Annotated in this window: 15 protein-coding genes; all 15 read right to left on the bottom strand. The window is 57.2% G+C overall.

Annotation, left to right across the window (positions count from 1 at the left end):
- Positions 1–5: 5 nt before the first annotated feature.
- A complete protein-coding gene (locus tag HRF49_05285; GenBank protein ID MEP0814060.1) occupies positions 6–1706 on the bottom strand; it encodes a ribonuclease J in 1701 nt (566 codons plus the stop codon).
- A 9-nt stretch (positions 1707–1715) separates the two neighbouring features.
- On the bottom strand, positions 1716–2144 hold the full coding sequence (locus HRF49_05280; GenBank protein ID MEP0814059.1) for a cell division protein SepF: 429 nt from the start codon (positions 2142–2144) through the stop codon (positions 1716–1718).
- 56 nt (positions 2145–2200) lie between these two features.
- Positions 2201–2923, bottom strand: coding sequence for a YggS family pyridoxal phosphate-dependent enzyme (locus HRF49_05275; protein MEP0814058.1), 723 nt, complete (start codon positions 2921–2923; stop codon positions 2201–2203).
- Positions 2923–4053 (bottom strand): cell division protein FtsZ, encoded by a 1131-nt coding sequence (ftsZ, locus tag HRF49_05270; protein MEP0814057.1) that lies wholly within the window; start codon positions 4051–4053, stop codon positions 2923–2925. Before ftsZ ends, HRF49_05275 begins: the two co-directional genes overlap by 1 nt.
- A gap of 53 nt (positions 4054–4106) precedes the next feature.
- Entirely contained in the window at positions 4107–5375 is a 1269-nt protein-coding gene (gene ftsA / locus HRF49_05265; protein ID MEP0814056.1) for a cell division protein FtsA, read from the bottom strand.
- Positions 5376–5380: 5 nt separating this feature from the next.
- Positions 5381–5764, bottom strand: coding sequence for a DUF1290 domain-containing protein (locus HRF49_05260; GenBank protein MEP0814055.1), 384 nt, complete (start codon positions 5762–5764; stop codon positions 5381–5383).
- Positions 5761–6522 (bottom strand): DUF881 domain-containing protein, encoded by a 762-nt coding sequence (locus tag HRF49_05255; protein ID MEP0814054.1) that lies wholly within the window; start codon positions 6520–6522, stop codon positions 5761–5763. The genes HRF49_05260 and HRF49_05255 overlap by 4 nt, the downstream gene beginning before the upstream one ends.
- Entirely contained in the window at positions 6519–7307 is a 789-nt protein-coding gene (locus HRF49_05250; protein ID MEP0814053.1) for an FtsQ-type POTRA domain-containing protein, read from the bottom strand. The genes HRF49_05255 and HRF49_05250 overlap by 4 nt, the downstream gene beginning before the upstream one ends.
- Before the next feature lie 53 nt (positions 7308–7360).
- A complete protein-coding gene (locus HRF49_05245) occupies positions 7361–8380 on the bottom strand; it encodes a D-alanine--D-alanine ligase (GenBank protein ID MEP0814052.1) in 1020 nt (339 codons plus the stop codon).
- Positions 8377–9786 carry a UDP-N-acetylmuramate--L-alanine ligase gene (gene murC, locus HRF49_05240; GenBank protein MEP0814051.1) on the bottom strand — a complete coding sequence of 470 codons (1410 nt, stop codon included), beginning with the start codon at positions 9784–9786 and terminating at the stop codon, positions 8377–8379. Before murC ends, HRF49_05245 begins: the two co-directional genes overlap by 4 nt.
- Positions 9787–9915: 129 nt before the next feature.
- A complete protein-coding gene (locus HRF49_05235; GenBank protein ID MEP0814050.1) occupies positions 9916–11223 on the bottom strand; it encodes an FtsW/RodA/SpoVE family cell cycle protein in 1308 nt (435 codons plus the stop codon).
- The gene (gene murD, locus HRF49_05230; protein ID MEP0814049.1) at positions 11220–12614 is read right to left on the bottom strand and encodes a UDP-N-acetylmuramoyl-L-alanine--D-glutamate ligase; all 1395 of its coding nucleotides are present in this window, start codon (positions 12612–12614) and stop codon (positions 11220–11222) included. Before murD ends, HRF49_05235 begins: the two co-directional genes overlap by 4 nt.
- A 39-nt stretch (positions 12615–12653) precedes the next feature.
- Positions 12654–13664: a phospho-N-acetylmuramoyl-pentapeptide-transferase gene (locus tag HRF49_05225; GenBank protein ID MEP0814048.1), complete on the bottom strand. Its 1011-nt coding sequence runs from the start codon at positions 13662–13664 to the stop codon at positions 12654–12656.
- Complete coding sequence (locus tag HRF49_05220; GenBank protein ID MEP0814047.1) at positions 13657–15153, bottom strand: UDP-N-acetylmuramoyl-tripeptide--D-alanyl-D-alanine ligase; 1497 nt, start codon at positions 15151–15153, stop codon at positions 13657–13659. Before HRF49_05220 ends, HRF49_05225 begins: the two co-directional genes overlap by 8 nt.
- A 76-nt stretch (positions 15154–15229) precedes the next feature.
- Positions 15230–16777: a UDP-N-acetylmuramoyl-L-alanyl-D-glutamate--2,6-diaminopimelate ligase gene (locus HRF49_05215; GenBank protein ID MEP0814046.1), complete on the bottom strand. Its 1548-nt coding sequence runs from the start codon at positions 16775–16777 to the stop codon at positions 15230–15232.

Here is a 16777-nt window from a genome sequence, read left to right as displayed (position 1 = left end):
TGGCGCTACGGCTTTCCGTTTATTTTTTCGTCCCGATCCGCGTAGTTTACAAGCATCTGCACGTTCGGACGCAATCCGGACGCGGCCTGAACGACGGCTTGTACTGATTGCCCCACGTTGTTTTGAAGTTGCAGACGATACTCGCGGCTTCTCAGTCTGTTGTTGGCTATTCCCAACAAAACGGCCTCACGTATCTTTTCGTAAATAGCGGGATCTTTCGATTCAGGTATGAAGCCCTTGTGCTCCACTATTACGTCGCTGAGACGCCGTTTCCCGTCCGCAGAAAGCACGACCGAGATGTAAATCGTGCCGTCCCGGGCAAGCTCGCGCCGTTCCTGGATCGTGCGGCTCGCCACTTCGGCCGAGTTGTCTCCAGAAATGTAAACTACGCCGCTTCTTGTCTTGCCCGCAAGTTTGAAACCGGACTGCGAAAATTCCCACTGGTCGCCCAATTCCGAAAGAATAATCCGATCCTCGTCGAAACCCATCGTGCCGGCCAGCGATACGAACTTGCGAAGGTGGCGGTACTGGCCATGGTGCGGAAGGATATAGGTCGGCTGGACCAGACCAATGTACTCTTTAATATCCTCTTCGCTGCCGTGGCCGCTCGCATGCACGCCGTATTCCGGGCCGTAAATCACATCCGCGCCGAGCCGGAAGAGATCGTTTATAACGCCGTATATTGCTGTTTCGTTTCCCGGAATCGGACTGGCGCTGAAAATGACCATATCGCCCTTCTCGATTGCAACGCGCGCGTGCCTGTCCTGCGAAATCTGGGTGAGCGCGGCCATCGGCTCGCCCTGGCTTCCGGTCACGATGATTACTATCTGTTCCGGCTGATAATTTCTGATATCGTCTATATCGATAATCGTGCCTGACGGCACTTTCAGATAGCCGATTTCCTGCGCCATAGCGACGTTTTTAATCATGCTCCTGCCGACTATCGCGACCTTGCGGCCCAAGTGGTGCGCCGCGTTGATAATTTGCTGGATTCGGTGGATGTTGCTGGCGAATGTGGTTGTAAAAACGCGGCCGCCCGCGGACTTGAATACAGCCTCAAGCGAAGGGCCGACGGCGGACTCGCTGATCGTCCTGCCGAGCCTCTCGACGTTAGTGATATCGCACATCAAAAGCGACACGCCCTCCCTGCCCAGCTCGGCAAGGCCGTCTTTGTCGGTTAAGCGCCCGTCCACGGGAGAGGGGTCGATTTTGAAATCGCCGCTGTGCAAAAGCGTGCCGTACGGCGTGCGGAAGGCGAGGCTCACCGCATCCGGAATGCTGTGCGTCACCCGGTAACCGGTGACGCTTGTTCCGTTTGCCGATACGGTCTCGCCGGGCACAAGCTCCCTGTATTCGACCTTATCCAATTGATTCCACTCGGAAATCTTGTTCTTTACGAGGCCCAGCGTAAGTTTGGTCCCGTAAATCGGAAGCGGCTCATCGAGTCCTTCAATAAGATAAGGAATCGCGCCGATATGATCCTCGTGCCCGTGAGTCAGGAACAGCCCCTTGATGCGATGCTGGTTCTTGTACAGGTATGTGAAATCCGGGATGATGATGTCGACGCCGAATGCAGACACGTCGGGAAAAGACAGGCCGCAGTCAATGATGAACAAATCGTCGTCCACTTCCAGGGAGACGCAGTTCTTGCCGATTTCGCCGACACCGCCCAGCAATGTCAAAAGAAAGCTTTCGGATTCCGTCATGGTCAAAGCCTACTCGTAATCGTCGGACATGCGGACCGCATCCCCGCCAACCAGGAAATTCGACGGCGCGAAAAGAAACATGTTGGGATTGATCTCGCGGCTTGTGCCGCCGAGCGCAAGCGTCACGCCCGCCAGGAAGTCTATCAGCCTTTTGGCCAGCTCTATCCTGCCTTCCGCAACTTCCGTTATATCCAAAATCAACGCGTTTTGCTCTTTGAGAAGGTCAGCATAGTGCCGGATTGAATAACCCCTGAAGCCGTCCTCGGTCATCCGCGGCTTGACTACCTGAATCGCGGCCAGACGCGGAAACCGCTCCGCCGACGGTTCGAAATGATGGTGCGCGGCCTGCTCCACCGGCTCCGACTCGAAGTCGTCCGCGATCTCGGGCTCGGGAGGAATCCCGATAAACTTCGAGAGATTGTCCAAAAAACCTTTCATCGCAATAACCTCCAAAAGTCTTGGCGGCGACTCTTGAACCCCTTCAACTCTCCTTGCTAATGCATGAATCCTTGAAGCCCGCGGTAAAGCTCGCTTCCGATTCTAACCATTGTCGAGCCTTCCTCGATTGCGGCCTCGAAATCCGCGCTCATTCCCATGCTCAACGTGTCCCACGCCGGCAACGAACTCCGGAATTCCGCGCCGATTTTGTCGAACAAATTCCTCGTTTGAGCGAAGTAATCCCTCGTCGCATCCTCGGTTGCCAAAGGAGGGATGCACATCAGCCCGCGAAGCCGGACAAGCGGACATTCGTACAAAACGAATTTCACGAGCGAGCCCAAACTTTCCGGCATAACTCCGTCCTTTTGCTCCTCGCGACCGATGTTGACCTCGATTGTCGCGTCCAGCGAAGTTTCGTGCTCCTTGCAGGCCTCCTGAATGAGCCGGGCAATTTTTTCGCGCGAGAGCGATTGGCACCAGTCGAACGCGTATGGAATGCGCTTTGCCTTGTTGCTTTGAACCGGGCCGATCATGTGCGAAGTAAACGCAAGCCCCTCCCGCTTGATTGCCGCGAACTTCTCCGCCCCTTCGAAAACGCGGTTTTCGCCCAGATCGGTCGCGCCGGCGCGGACCAGCGCCGCGGCTTCCCGCTCGCCGACGTACTTCGTAACGCAGACCAGAGTCACATCCCGGCCGTGCGCCGCGCGTTCGATTCGCTCGCGCACGCGCGCGAAATTGTCGGCGATAACGCGATCCCCGCTGGCGATTACGGACGCCATCAGTTCTTCCGAATCCTCCTAAGGAAGCTCGGTATATCCAAATTTTCCAGTTCCGGATCGGACTGCCTTGCCTGCTCTTCCTTCGCGGCCTGCTCACGCTTCTTTTCCTCGTCGGCCAGCAGCCTTACACGGGATTGCTGCTCGGCCGCGGGGCGCTTTGCGCGGACGTCGCGCACCCTGGCGGTCGAAAAACCTGTGGCGAGAAGCAGCACGTGCACGCGGTCTTTCATTTCCTCTTCCACCGTCGCGCCGAAAATGATGTTCGCGTCCACGTCGACGCGCTCCGCTACCATCTCGGCGGCCTTGTCCACCTCGTGGAGGCCGAGATCCGGCCCGCCGATGAAATTGATCAATACACCGGACGCGCCGTCAATGCTGGATTCGAGAAGCGGCGAGGACATCGCCTGCTGAACCGCCATAACGGCCTTCTCGCCTCCTGAACCTTCACCGAGTCCGATTAGCGCCGTGCCGCTGTTGCTCATAATCATCTTGACGTCTGCGAAATCAAGGTTAATCAGGCCCGGCTTCAAAATCAGCTCGCTGATTCCGGTGACCGCCTGCCTCAACACCTCGTCCGCCAAAAGAAAGCTTTCCTGGAGGCTCGTTTGTTCCTTGACCAGATCGAGCAGCTTGTCGTTCGGAATGACGATGAGCGTGTCGACGCGGTCCCGGAGGGTATCTGCACCTTCCTGTGCCACGGACGCCCTGCGTTTACCTTCGAACCTGAACGGCCTGGTCACGATGCCTACGGTCAGCGCTCCAAGCTCCTTTGCGGCCTCGGCCACGAGCGGCGCTCCGCCGGTTCCGGTGCCGCCGCCCATTCCCGCAGTGACGAACACCATGTCCGCGCCTTCCAGCTTTTCGAGCACGTCGGGACGGCTTTCCTCCATCGCTTTTCGGCCGATCTCCGGATTGCCACCCGCACCCAATCCTTTGGTGAGCTTTGTCCCCACCTGGATTTTGATTGGCGCAAGGCTGCGCGAAAGCGCTTGAAAATCGGTGTTAAGCGCGATGAACTCCACGCCGCGCAAACCGCTTGATATCATGCGATCGACGGCGTTCGTACCTCCTCCGCCGACCCCTACGACTTTAATCCGCGCTTGAAGATCGCTGTCAAAAAGATCGCTCATTCCAGTCTCCTTAAGGTACGGGCCGCCGCCGGCTTGCCCGCGGGGTTGGCTGTTCATTTCTTTGCCTCGGTTTTGGCGCCCTTCGCGGTTTTCGCCGCGATCTGGCGCTGGATAAAATCCCAGCCCGCCCTGAGGTATCCGAGCAATCCGGGGCCTTCGGCTTCATGGACGGGCTGCATTGAAGCGTATCTAAGCATTCCCAGGACCGCCGTGTAGGACGGAGTCCTGTATTCTTCCAGCAAATGATTAAAGCCTTCCGGATAACCCACTCGCACGTTGACGCCGATGCGCATTGACAGCGCCGCTCTGAATCCGCGGGACAGGGCGCCGCCGCCGACGAGGATAGCCCCGCCCGCGATGTCGTCCTTGAACCCGCTGCTCTTGACATTCTGCCAAATAAGCTCGATCAGCTCTTCGAATCTGGGTTCGAGAATCCGGTATATTTCCTGCTTCGGTATTTTTTCGTAATCGCGCTTGCCCAGCCTTTTAATATCCACAAATTCGCCGGTCGCCCCGTTGTCGGGATCGATTCGGATGCGGCCGTAATTAAGTTTCAGCCTGGACGCTTCTTCGATGGAAATTCCAAGACCCTGTCTTAAGTCGTTGTCGAAGTGGTTTCCTCCGACAGGAAGTATTGAAATATACCGGAGCAATCCGTCCACAAGCACGGCAAGATCGGTGGTGCCCGCACCGAAATCCACTATAAGCACTCCGCCCCGGCTTTCCTCTTCCTTCATCACCGAGTAGGCGCTGCCGAGTACCGCCGGTACCAGTCCGCAGATTTTCAGTCCGGTGCGTTCGACCGCCCGTTCCAAGTTCAGAACTTGACTTTCCGGGCCGATCACGATGTGGGCGTTCAGGGTGAGGTTTTTGCCGAACATACCGACCGGATTCAAAATGTTCTCAATGCCGTCCAGCGTGTAATTCTGCGGCACGACGTCAATCAGCCTGAATCCGTCGCGCACCTTTGTCTCACGCAGCTTGTCCCGCAATTCCTCAACGGTTTCTTCGGTAACTTCTTCGTTGTCTCCGGCAAGCGTCTTTGTGGTGCTGAAATCGTAGCTTTCCATCGAACCGCCGCTGACCGACAGGTAAACTTCTTCCGGCACGTCGCCAACCGTATGGGCCGCCTGGGAGAATGACTGATATATGCTCATTCCTACCGCATTCAGGTCGCGGACGACGCCTTTGACCATGCCTTCGGTAGGAACGCTGGACATACTTTCGATATACAAGCCGCGCACGTCGCCGATTTCCGCGATGGCCGTGGCGGTCTTGGAAGTTCCAAGATCGATCGCCGCCACTGTGCGCTTTCTCGTCATCGAAATCAGTTCCTTTCCCTCACCGACGCGCGCCGATCGCGGAATATCGTGATGTCGCCCTCGGCAATGGATTCGGAAAGCAGATCCTTGAGATGGTTCAGATTGTTCAGCGTCCGGATTGCGAACGGAATGATTACAACGAGATACAAATCGTACCCCAGGCGCTCGCCGATTAACAGGATCGCCGCTCCGAACAGCGCGTTGAACATAATCCGCGTTAAAACGTGGGTGCCGCGCCTCTTGTGCAGGAATATGTTAAGTTCGGACAAGAAAGCGTCGCCGACGCAAAAGATTCCCACGACGAGCCAATCCAAATTGGCATGCTCTATTCTAACCGGCACTACGAGTCCGATCAACGCGCCAAACACTATCGCTCCGACGAGAATCATTTGCCGCTCCTCGAACCGGTTTCCGGCTGCGCGTATGTCAGAATCCTGCTTCCGGTATACGCGGGAATCGTCAGATTTTGAGACCGCGTGATTTCAACGCGAATGCCGAAAACGCGGAGCTGATCCACAAGCCCGTCGGGCATTTCAAGCGACGCAGCAAGTATGTTCGGATCCCCGATTGCCCTGATCGTGAACGGGCTTGTCATTTTGCGGTTGTTGACAATCACCGTGGGGCCGGTACAGCGGATAAACGTGGAGTTCACAATCCTCTCTTCCAATTCGCCGCTTTTGATGCTGAGGGCTTCCGCTCCGGCGGCCTTCAGCTCGTTGATAAGCAGCATCAAATCCTGGTCGTGGATTACAAAGGCGTCCGAGCCAAGCGAGCCCGGCCCGATGTCTATCGCCCCGCGGTTCGCGTCCGTCATTTTCACTTCGATGCCCGGCCCGTGAACCGCCGACAATCCGGCCAGCGTCTCGATTTGGGCCAGCTTTTCCTCGATATTCCTCAAAGAAGACTTGCCCGACAGCGCGTCCTGCTGGTACGCGTCCACCTCGCCCCGCAGGTTGTCCACTTCGGCCTGCAACAGCTTGCGTTCGTTTTCGGCGGCCGCAAGCATTCGCACCAGCTCCTCCTGCCGCAGGTCGCCGGACGAACCGGCGGCGGGCTTTGACACCCGGAAAAGAAGCACTATCAGAAAGCCGAACAGCGCCCCGGTGAGCAGCAGTCCATTTTTCAGCATCGCGTGGGCGTCTTTCATCGTTCACCCGCCTTTTCGGAATCGCTTTCGATTTTGGGCGCAAGCTGGAAAAACGATTCTCCGTCGGGAGAAAGAACGGCTTCCCGATATTTCAAGCGGTTTGCGGAAATCAGCCTGACCACGTCCGCCAGATTCGCGAGCGACGCTTCCGGCTTGTCCATCGTTTCGAGGCGGATTGCCGTCCCGCCGGTCTCAACAAGCGTGACAACATCGCCGCCGGAAATCCTCACTTCGCGGATTAGTCCGGGCGCCGTTTTGGAAATCGCGGAAAGAACGGCCAATGTGCTTTGCACGAATTCCGGCGATTCCACTTGCCTGGTCGAATGGAAATAGACGCTGGGGGAACGTCTTGCGGAATCGAATCGCGAATCGGCATCCGATGGAGACGCGGGAATCAGCCGGCCTTCGCTCGTGAGCCAGTACTTCCGCCCGAAAAGGAACGCTCGCGCGACGGGCAGCGATTCGGAAAGCACCCGGACTTCCAGAATTCCGCCCATAATATCGAAAGGCGGCTTGACCACCCGGCGTACTTCGGCAGATGAAACAAATCTGCACTTTTCGACTTTTCGTTCAAGCGATTTCAAATCCAAGTCTATCAGGGATTCGCCGGGATGCATGCCCAAAGCCCGGACGATTTCGGAGCTTGGAGTGATTACGTTTCCGCTTACCACTATTTGCTTAAGAAGCACGGAATCCGCAAGTCGCGGCTTGACGAACGCGAAGGCCGCGGCTCCGGTAACGGCGAGAAGCGCCAGCGTCGCCGCGGCTATACCCGCCGCGCGCATGAACAGCCTCCCGGAGGGAGGAATTCCATGCTTCCGCTTTCTGCTTTTAGATTTCAAAGGTAATGCTCAATCCTCAGCGCGTCGAAAATCAGGAATTTAAGAAGCTCGGTGTACTCGAGTCCGAAAGCCTTGGCCGCCATCGGCACAAGGCTCGTTTGCGTGAATCCGGGCAGCGTGTTGCATTCCAGAAAAATGGGTTTGCCCGCGTCATCAAGAATCAGGTCGAACCTTGCGTAACCCGATAGCTTCGCGGCGCGGAAAAACCTTAGCGAATACTCGGCGATCTTTTCGAACTGCCCGCCGGTGATGCGGGCCGGCGATTGGTATTCGGTTTCGCCTTTCGTGTACTTCGCCTTGTAGGAAAAGAATTCCTGGTTTTGCGGGATTATCTCGACAACCGGAAGCGCGATTGGATTGACGCTGTCAATCACAGCGCAACTCATCTCCCGGCCTTCGATCGGCTCTTCGACTACGACGCCCTTGTGCTTTTTCACCAAGCCGGGAAGCTGGCGCAAAAGCTCGCTGACGTCTTTGCAAAATGTGATTCCTAGACTGGAGCCGCTTTTTATCGGTTTCACGACGGACGGTCCGCTCCAGTTCTCCACAACCAGGTCAGGGCGCACGGCCTCAAGGTGAGGTACGTAAGTCCACTTTGCCGTGGGAATGGAAAGCAGGGTGAACAGCAGCTTGGAAAACGACTTGTCTATGCATGCCGCGCTGCCCAGGATTTTGGAGCCGACATACGGCACACCGTAAATGTCCAGCAAGCCCTGCACCGCGCCGTCCTCGCCGTAGCGTCCGTGCATGACATTGAAGACAAGACCGAAACGATCCCACCGCTTGCGGGTCATCGAAAGGATATCCTTTTCGACCTCGACAAGCTCCACGTTCATGCCGTCCTGCTTGAGCGCGTTGTAGACCGCGTTGCCGCTGGCCAGCGAAACCTCCCGCTCCGGGCTGGGTCCGCCCGAAAGGATCGCTATCTTGATTTCGGACATTTTTTTGGACGCGCGGCGCACCTGCGCCTGCATCCTTCTCAACACTTCTTCGCTCGAATAATACTTGTCGCTCACGAATCGCTCCCAAAGTAAATGCGGTCGAAGGGCGCGGTGTCGTACAGGTGGCCGCCGTTCCCGTCGATATGCTCGGCCAGCGCGAGGCCGATTTTGTAAACATCGCCCGCGCCTATTGTAAGAATCACGTCGCCCGGATGCATCGTGTTCTTTAAGTAATCCAGAAGCTCCGCAGAATCCTCGATGCACTTGATTCTGCTTTCCGGAAACCGCTCCTCGAAAAAGCGGTACAGGTATCGCGTACCCACTCCGGCAATTGGCGTCTCTCCCGCGCCGTAAAGCTCGGTCAGTATCACCTCGTCCGCGTAATCGAACGATTCCGGAAAGCGCGAGGCCAGCAATTTGCTTCTCGTGTATCTGTGCGGCTGGAAAACGCCGCGGACACGCTTCGCCCCGCCGGCGCGCGTGGCCTTAAGCAACGCGGCGATTTCGGTCGGATGGTGCGCGTAGTCGTCAACCACCATGACGCCGTTCCCTTCGGCAAGCCTTTGGAATCTGCGCAGAACGCCCGGAAAAGTTTCGAGCGCGTACGCGCTCTTGCCGAAGTCTATGCCGCACCATTCGGCTGCTGCAAGCGCGGCCAAGGCGTCCAGCGCGAAATGCCGCCCGGGAAAGCGAAGCTGGATGGAGCCGATTTCGCCGCGGCTCCTGTGAACCACGTCGAATCTGGTTTCGAAATTGCTTATGCGTATATTCTTTGCGCGGTAGTCCACGTCTTCCGCGTCTATCCCGTAGGTAATTAACCGCGTCGAAAGCTTTGGGTATATTTCGCGCACGCCCGGATCGTCCATGCAGACGATGCTTACTCCGTCCAGGTCGCGCTTGTTGATGAACTTGATGAAGCTGTTTTGAAGATTGGTCATAGACTTGTGGAAGTCTATGTGGTCGTCGTCAATGTTCAGCACCACTCCCACCGAAGTGGAAAGCTCGAGAAACGCGTTGTTGCTCTCGTCGCCCTCGCAGATGAAATACCTGCTCTTGCCCAGCCAGCTCGAACCCAGGTGGTTGTTTATAACTCCCCCGATGACCACGGTCGGATCGGATTCCGCTATGTGAAAAATATAAGCGATCATCGCGGAGGTGCTGCTCTTTCCATGGCTGCCCGAGACGGTGATTCCGTACTTGTGCTGCATAAGGTACGAAAGGAACTTGATTCTGTTGAGCACCGGAACACCCATTTCGCGGGCTGCCTGGATTTCCACGTTGTCCTCGGGAATCGCGGTCGAGACGATAATGAGTTGGGCGCTCCTTACCAGGCCGGCGTTGTGTCCGTAGTGCACCTGTACGCCGTGAAACTGAAGATTGCGCGTGACCTGCGACTCGGAGATATCCGAGCCGGTAACCTCGTAGCCCATGTCGACCATGAGCTTAGCGAGTCCGCTCACTCCGGAGCCGCCGACGCCCACGAAGTGAATCCGCCTTATTCGTTGTGTCAGTACCATTTACAGCCTTGCCTTCCAAATGGAGGGATAACCGCTTATTTTAGGCCAAAACGCCGCCAATTCAAAATCGCGGCGCCCCGCCGGATTTCGGCATCACCTCACTTTCGGGCTTTCAAACTTAAGAAACGAGTTGGCGACGGCCAATACAAGGCCGAGTTCGGCCAATGTGACGATTTTGCTGGAGCCGCCGAAACTGATCAGAGGCAGATTTATGCCAGTCGTGGGCACCAAATTGACCGCGGCAGCCATATTGATTCCGGCTTGGAGCACGATTCCGAACCCGATCAGGAACACCAGGCCGCTGTAAAACGGATTGCGGATGCAGAGAGCGATCCCCGCGGAGAAATAAAGCAATGCGAGGTATCCGCCGATAACCAGAAGCGCACCCAAAAGGCCCAGCTCTTCGCATATGACGGCGAATATGAAGTCGTTTTTGCTTTCCGGCAGACGGTTGATCTTCTGAATTCCTTGAAACAAACCTCTTCCGAACAGCCCGCCGTTCGCCACCGCGCCGAGGCTCTGGATGATCTGGTAGCTCTCTTTGTCCGCATCCGCATTCACCGATCGGCCTGATGCCGTCGCTTCGCCGAAGGGATTCTGCCAAGCAGCCAATCTTACCCTCGCGTGGCTGAAATAGTCGTTTGGAAGGAAAAGCAAAAGAAGCGCCGGCACGGCGACAACCGCCGCGGCGAGTGCAAGCCAGCGTTTTTTGGCGCCGCAAAGCGCAAACGTCACAAGAGCAAGCACAAAAAGATAAATTGCACCGCCCAAGTTCGGCTGAAAAAGCACAAGAGCGATAAGAGCAGCGGCGGCAATCATGGCGAATCCGGTCTTAGAAATGCGGATGGGAATACCGGCCGCCAAGGCGTCGAATCGCGAAGCCGTCGCTTCTTTGACGGTGGACATTGATCTCGCGTCAACAATCAGGAAGTAAAGTATGTAAGCCACAAGCGCGAACTTCGCGAGTTCGGTCGGCTGAAATTGAACACCGAAGATCGTAAGCGCTCTTCGCGAGCCGTTGACGATATCGCCTTGAATGTATACGAAAACCAGCGCGGCAATGGAGAGCCAGTAGCTGAATTTCACGATCAACCGCATTTTCAAGTCCCGCGCGTTGGGAGCGAATCTCATCATGCTAATCAGAAACAATGCTGCAAAACCGATCGCCGTTGTAACGAACTGGGGCATAATGTCCCCTAGCGGCGAAAGCCCCTCGCTGATCAGTTTTGTCGAGGAGGCGGAATAACCCATTATGAGTCCGAAAATCGTTATTCCGCAAACCAGCCACGCCAGGTTTGCCGTGTAAAACCTCAACGAATCGGCGATTTCCTCTCCCGAAACATGCGCGCGCTCTACGCCGCGTACCGCCTCGAATATGGGAGCTTTGGCAAAAGCTTTCAAGGGCCGACCTCCTCCAGACTACCCACAATCTTCCTGAACATCTCTCCCCTGTGTTCAAAGCTCTTGAACATGTCGAAGCTCGCGCAGGCGGGGCTGAATAGAACCACCCTGCCCGGCCGCGCGGCTTCGCGCGCGATCGCGACCGCGTCTTCGAGCGACCTCGCGTTCGCGATGTTTCCGAATCCGAACTCGCGCAGCGCGGCCTCAAACCGCGGCGCGGCCTCGCCGAGCAACACGGCCTTTTCGACCTTGTTTCTGACCATCCTGGCAAGCGCTTCAAGCGAAGTACCCTTGTCGCGCCCCCCGAGGATGAGGATTATCGGCTCATCGAACGCTCGCAGCGCCGTAATCGTGCTTTCCGGATTAGTCGCCTTGCTGTCGTTGTAATATTTGACCCCGCCGATTTCCCTCACGAATTCGATCCGGTGCGGATATCCTTCGAATTCGCTTACCGCATCTATGATGTCTGCCTGAGATACGTCCATCACACGCGCCGCGAGCAGCGCGCACATGCAATTCTCTACGTTATGCAGTCCGCGGAGTTTGACCATGGACTGCGGGTAGCGCTCCACGACGCCCCGCCCCAGATCCACAAGGATCTCTCCGTTTTCAAGCCAAGCTCCTTTTTCAGGCATCGAGCCATGCGCGCTTGTGAATCCGTAAAAAACCGGCGAGGAATTCGGAAACTTTTCCGGCTGGAGGTTTTCGTCCTCGGAATTGTAGATGACGAAATCGTTCCGCGTTAAGTTTCGAACCATGCTGCGCTTAACCGCGGCGTACGCTTCGAAAGTCTTGTGTCGGTCGAGATGGTCGGGCGTTATATTCGTGTAAATAGCGACATGCGGGTGAAAAGTCGGGCTCGCTTCAAGCTGGTAGCTCGATACTTCCAGAACTGTGATGTCATTTTCGCCGGATAGGACGGCGGCCGCGATGTACGGCGAGCCGATGTTTCCCGCAACGTGCACCCTGCCCTTCCCGCCGGATAGGCTTCGAGCGATTATCTTGCCCAAAAGCGCGGTCGTCGTGCTTTTGCCGTTCGATCCCGTTACAGCAAGCACGGTACCCTTGCCGAGCCGCCATCCAAGTTCAATCTCGCTTAAAACTTCGACGCCGAAATTGCGGGCAAGGGCGACGCTCGGACGCTCCAAATTGATTCCCGGGCTGACCACGAGCAGATTGAGCCGCGCGTACTGCTCTTCGGGCGACCAGCCGCCCAGATGGAATTCGACATCGCCCTCTTTCGCAAGCGCGGACAGCTCGGATGCCAACTGCGCGTCGTCCCTGTCGTCGAATACCACAATCTGGCACGGATGGCCGATCAGCGCGGCCACAACCGCGCGCCCCGTGACGCCGTATCCGTAAACACCGATACGTTTACCGTTTAAATCCATCGGTTCCACTTTCCGGGCATCGCCCGTTTAAGGTCTAATTCAGGCGGCCTTCGCCGCGGCAAGCACTCCAATCGCGCAGCCGATTGCCTGGACAATCCAAAGCCCCGCAACGACCGTTTCCTCGCGGTATCCCAGTTGCTCGAAATGATGGTGAACGGGACTCATCCTGAACAGGCGCCTGCCCGTCAACCTGAAGATTGCGACCTGTGCAATCACGCTCGCGATTTCCACGAAATACACGATTCCCAGAAGGAAAACCGCGAACAATAGACCGCTGGAAATGAACAAAAGCGCCACCAGCGCCCCGAGGGCGTAGCTCCCCGTGTCTCCCATGAAAATCCTTGCAGGCTTCAAATTGAGCGCAAGATATCCCACAATCAGCCCGCAGGAAGCGAAGACAAGCGAAAGAAGAATATCGTTCGACGCGAACGAGTTGATCGAGGAAAGTCCGAAAAACGAAATAAGCACAGCGCCGGACGCAAGTCCGTCGAGTCCGTCCGTAAAATTCACTCCGTTGACAATCGCCGCGAACATCACCGCCCCCAGTATCGCGAAAAGAAGGGGGGAGGGCTCCCATATAACTCGATTAGGGGGAAGTTCGAGCTGGGAGCCCTCTGGGGCAAGGAGGAAAGAGGCAAATGCTCCAAGGAGGAGTTGGAGGGCGAATCTGTAGCGGGCCGGGACGCCGAGGCTTCCCTTCCCCGCGAGCTTCAGGTAATCGTCGGCGAATCCGACCAAACCCGTAAGAACTGTCGTCGCGCAGATGACCGTAATCGTGATAAACGCGCGGTCCGCCAAAATCGGCGGCATGTCGCCGCCCCACGGCCTGGACGCAACGTGATAAATCCAAAACAATGTCGTTCCGAGAATGAAAACGACGCCGCCGGCCGTGGGAACGTTGCCTTTCGCAAAGTGCGCGATCGGCCCCCATCTGCGGTATTGCTGGAATGCACCGGCCTTGCCCAGCGCCTTCGCCAGTGCGAAGGTCAAGGCAAATCCTACTGCGCCGAATATCGCGAACTCGGCCAGGTGACGGAAGGCATCAGCCATTGCCGCACCTCCCGGCCGGAATCACGTCTCGATTGACCAACTCCGCGACGACGCGATCCAAACCGACCGACCGGCTTGCCTTGACAAGCACAACCGGCGGCTCGGGACAGGACTTAATCGCGCGCCGCGTTTCTGCAAGCACGCGCGCGATGAATGCTTCGTCGTACCTCCCCCGATTATGCGTAGGCACGGGCACAAGCCACGGCTCGTGATCTCCGGTTCCCTGCTCGATAGTGGCCGCGTAATCGCCCGCTACGATCGCCCGGTACGGCTCAAGCGCGGAAAGCGAGCGGCCGATCCTGTGGTGCTCGATTTCGGCCTGCGCGCCCAATTCAAGCATGTCCCCGATTACCGCGATTACCGGCCTGTTGTCGGTCACCTGAACCGAGCGCAAAAGCCCGATGGCATTCAAAACCGAATCAGGGCCGGCATTGTAAGCATCGTCAATGACCGTCCCGAACGGCCTTTCGACGGGATTCAGCCTGCCGGGCGTATGCTTCAAAGTTTCAAGCCTGTCAGCAACGTCGCGCGCGGACAATCCCAACTTCCATGCAACTCCGGCGACCGATATCGCTGAAGCAATCGCGCCGTTCCCCAAAAGCGGAAACCGCACCAATGCAGTTTCATCCGGAAAATTAAGCTTGAATTCGGAGCCGGAAAGCCCAAGCAATTCAGCGCCCGTGGCGGATACATCCGCGCGCTCGTCCATTCCGAACGTGCGCACTTCGCCGCTGAAGCCGATGCGCTTGTGCGCGGCTTCGCGCGCGGAGACATCGTCCAGCCAGGTCCACGCCGCTTCATCTCGATTCAGCCAAAGCGAGCCGTCCGCGCCAAGCCCCTTCGTGATTTCCAGTTTGGCCTTGAGTATTTCGTCCTTTGTGCCGAGCAGCTCGATGTGCACCGAGCGCGCATTGGTAATAACCGCGTGGTCGGGGCGCGCGATTTCCGAGAGTCGCGCGATCTGGCCGCGCCCGCGCATCGCCATCTCCTGTACCACGACTTCGGTCTCCCCGGTAATTCTGGACAGCGTCAGGGGCACTCCGATTTCGGTATTCCAATTTGCCTTGCTGTGCAGCGTGGAAAACCTTTCGCAGATGACGTGCGCAAGTATTTCTTTGGCGGTGGTCTTGCCGACGCTGCCGGTTATTCCGACGAGGACTACTGCCGATTTCCGCCGGATATGCGACGCCATTTCCTCCATAGCATGTTGCACATCGCCCGCCGCAATCAGACAGAAATGGGCCGGGAGACCGGTTGGCGGCTCGAATCCGCTCCGCACTACCGCGCCGGACGCGCCGCGCTCTTCCGCCGCAGCGACGAAATCATGCCCGTCCGCGCGCGCGCCGCGCAGCGCGAAAAACAACGCTCCGGGCTGGATGGTTCTTGAATCTATATCGAAAGAGAGGACGAGTGTATCCGGGTCGCCGCGCAAAACTTCGGCCCCCGCGGCCGTCGCAAGTTCACCGACTGTGATGCGAAAATCCCGCACCAAAATACCCCGGCATATGTTTTTCGGGCGAAACGCCCCATCAAAATCAACCTCGTTCGGGGAACACTCTGCGCATTCAGCTTTGAATTCCCCGCAATATTTCCCTGGCGACTTCCCTGTCGTCGAAAGGAAACTTCTGTGTCCCGATTATCTGGTAGGTCTCGTGGCCTTTTCCGGCAATCAGGACGATGTCTTCCGGCCCGGCAATGGAAATAGCGGCTTCGATGGCTTTGCGCCTGTCCGGAATCACAGTTATGCGATCCTTGTGGGGGGGCTTCACGCCGGAAACTATGCCCGCAATGATCGCGTCGGGATCCTCGGTTCGCGGGTTGTCCGTCGTGACAAAAAACCGATGGCTCATCTCCGCGCCGATAGACCCACAAAGGGGGCGCTTATCCCTGTCACGGTCGCCGCCATTGCCCATGACAAGGATTACGCGCCCCCTCTGATGGCGAAGTTGTTGGAGCGTGCGGAGCACGTTTTCGAGCGCATCGGGAGTGTGGGCGTAGTCCACGATGACCGTGAACCGCTGCCCTTCGTCGATGCGTTCGAGGCGCCCTGGCACGCCGGGAAACGATTCGATTCCGGCCGCGACTTGTTCAATCCCCACGCCCTGTCCGAGCGCAAGGCCGGCCGCGACCAGCGAGTTTGCGATGTTAAAAGTGCCGGGCAGACGCATGCCGACGGTGCGTACTGCCCGGCCGGTTTGGGGGATCCAGGCGGAGGAAACCTGGGAAATTTTGGAGACATCCAGCGCCATTTCGAACCGGGAGCCCAAGGGGGTAAGCTCCATTGGTTCGGCGCATATGTCGGCATTCCTGTCTTCCATGGAGCAGGTTATTATTTGCGCTCCGGAAAGAGAGGCCAGTTTTTTGCCCGCGGGGTCGTCCTTCCAAATGACCGCGTACTGCCCTGCGGGGTCAACCAAGTAAGACTTGAAAAATTCGGCCTTGGCCGCGAAGTACGCGTCCATGGTGCCGTGGAAATCTAGATGATCTTCCGTTAGATTGGTGAATGCGCCCGCCTTGAATTTGGTATGCGCGACGCGCTTCTGGGAGAGCGAGTGCGACGATACTTCCATCACAACGTGCGTGACGCCATCCGCCAGCGCTTTCGCGAACGTGTGTTGCAGAAACACCGGATCCGGAGTGGTAAGATCGCTTTCAGAAGTGTAAACGCCGCCCCGGAGGGTTCCGACCGTGGTCAAACCGACCACCGGGACACCAGCGCCTTCAAGAATGTGGCAAAGCATCGAGACGACGGTGGTCTTTCCATTGGTGCCCGTGACACCGATTACGGTGAGTTTTTTTGAAGGGTTGCCGGCGATTTCGGCTGCGGCCGCTGCCAAAGAGTCCCGCCCATCCGCTACGCGTACGATGTTTGCAACTTTCTGTTTTGGATCCACAAGGCTCAAGCTGTGCTCGCAAAGAACCGCATCCGCACCGTTGGCGATTGCTTCGGGAATATACTCGTGGCCGTCGCGCTTTGTCCCCTTTAGGGCGACGAAAAGCGTTCCCTTTCCGCATTTCTTGGAATCGTGGCTGACCGAAGTGATCTCGACCTCGGGGTCGGCCACTCTCAATTCAACCACCTCAAGCTTTTCCACAAGCTTCGCCAACTTCAT

Source organism: bacterium, assembly GCA_039961635.1.
In the GTDB taxonomy this organism is placed as follows: domain Bacteria; phylum 4484-113; class 4484-113; order JAGGVC01; family JAGGVC01; genus JABRWB01.
Note: the sequence above shows the minus strand (reverse complement) of the source record. Positions and strands in the feature narration are given on the sequence as shown.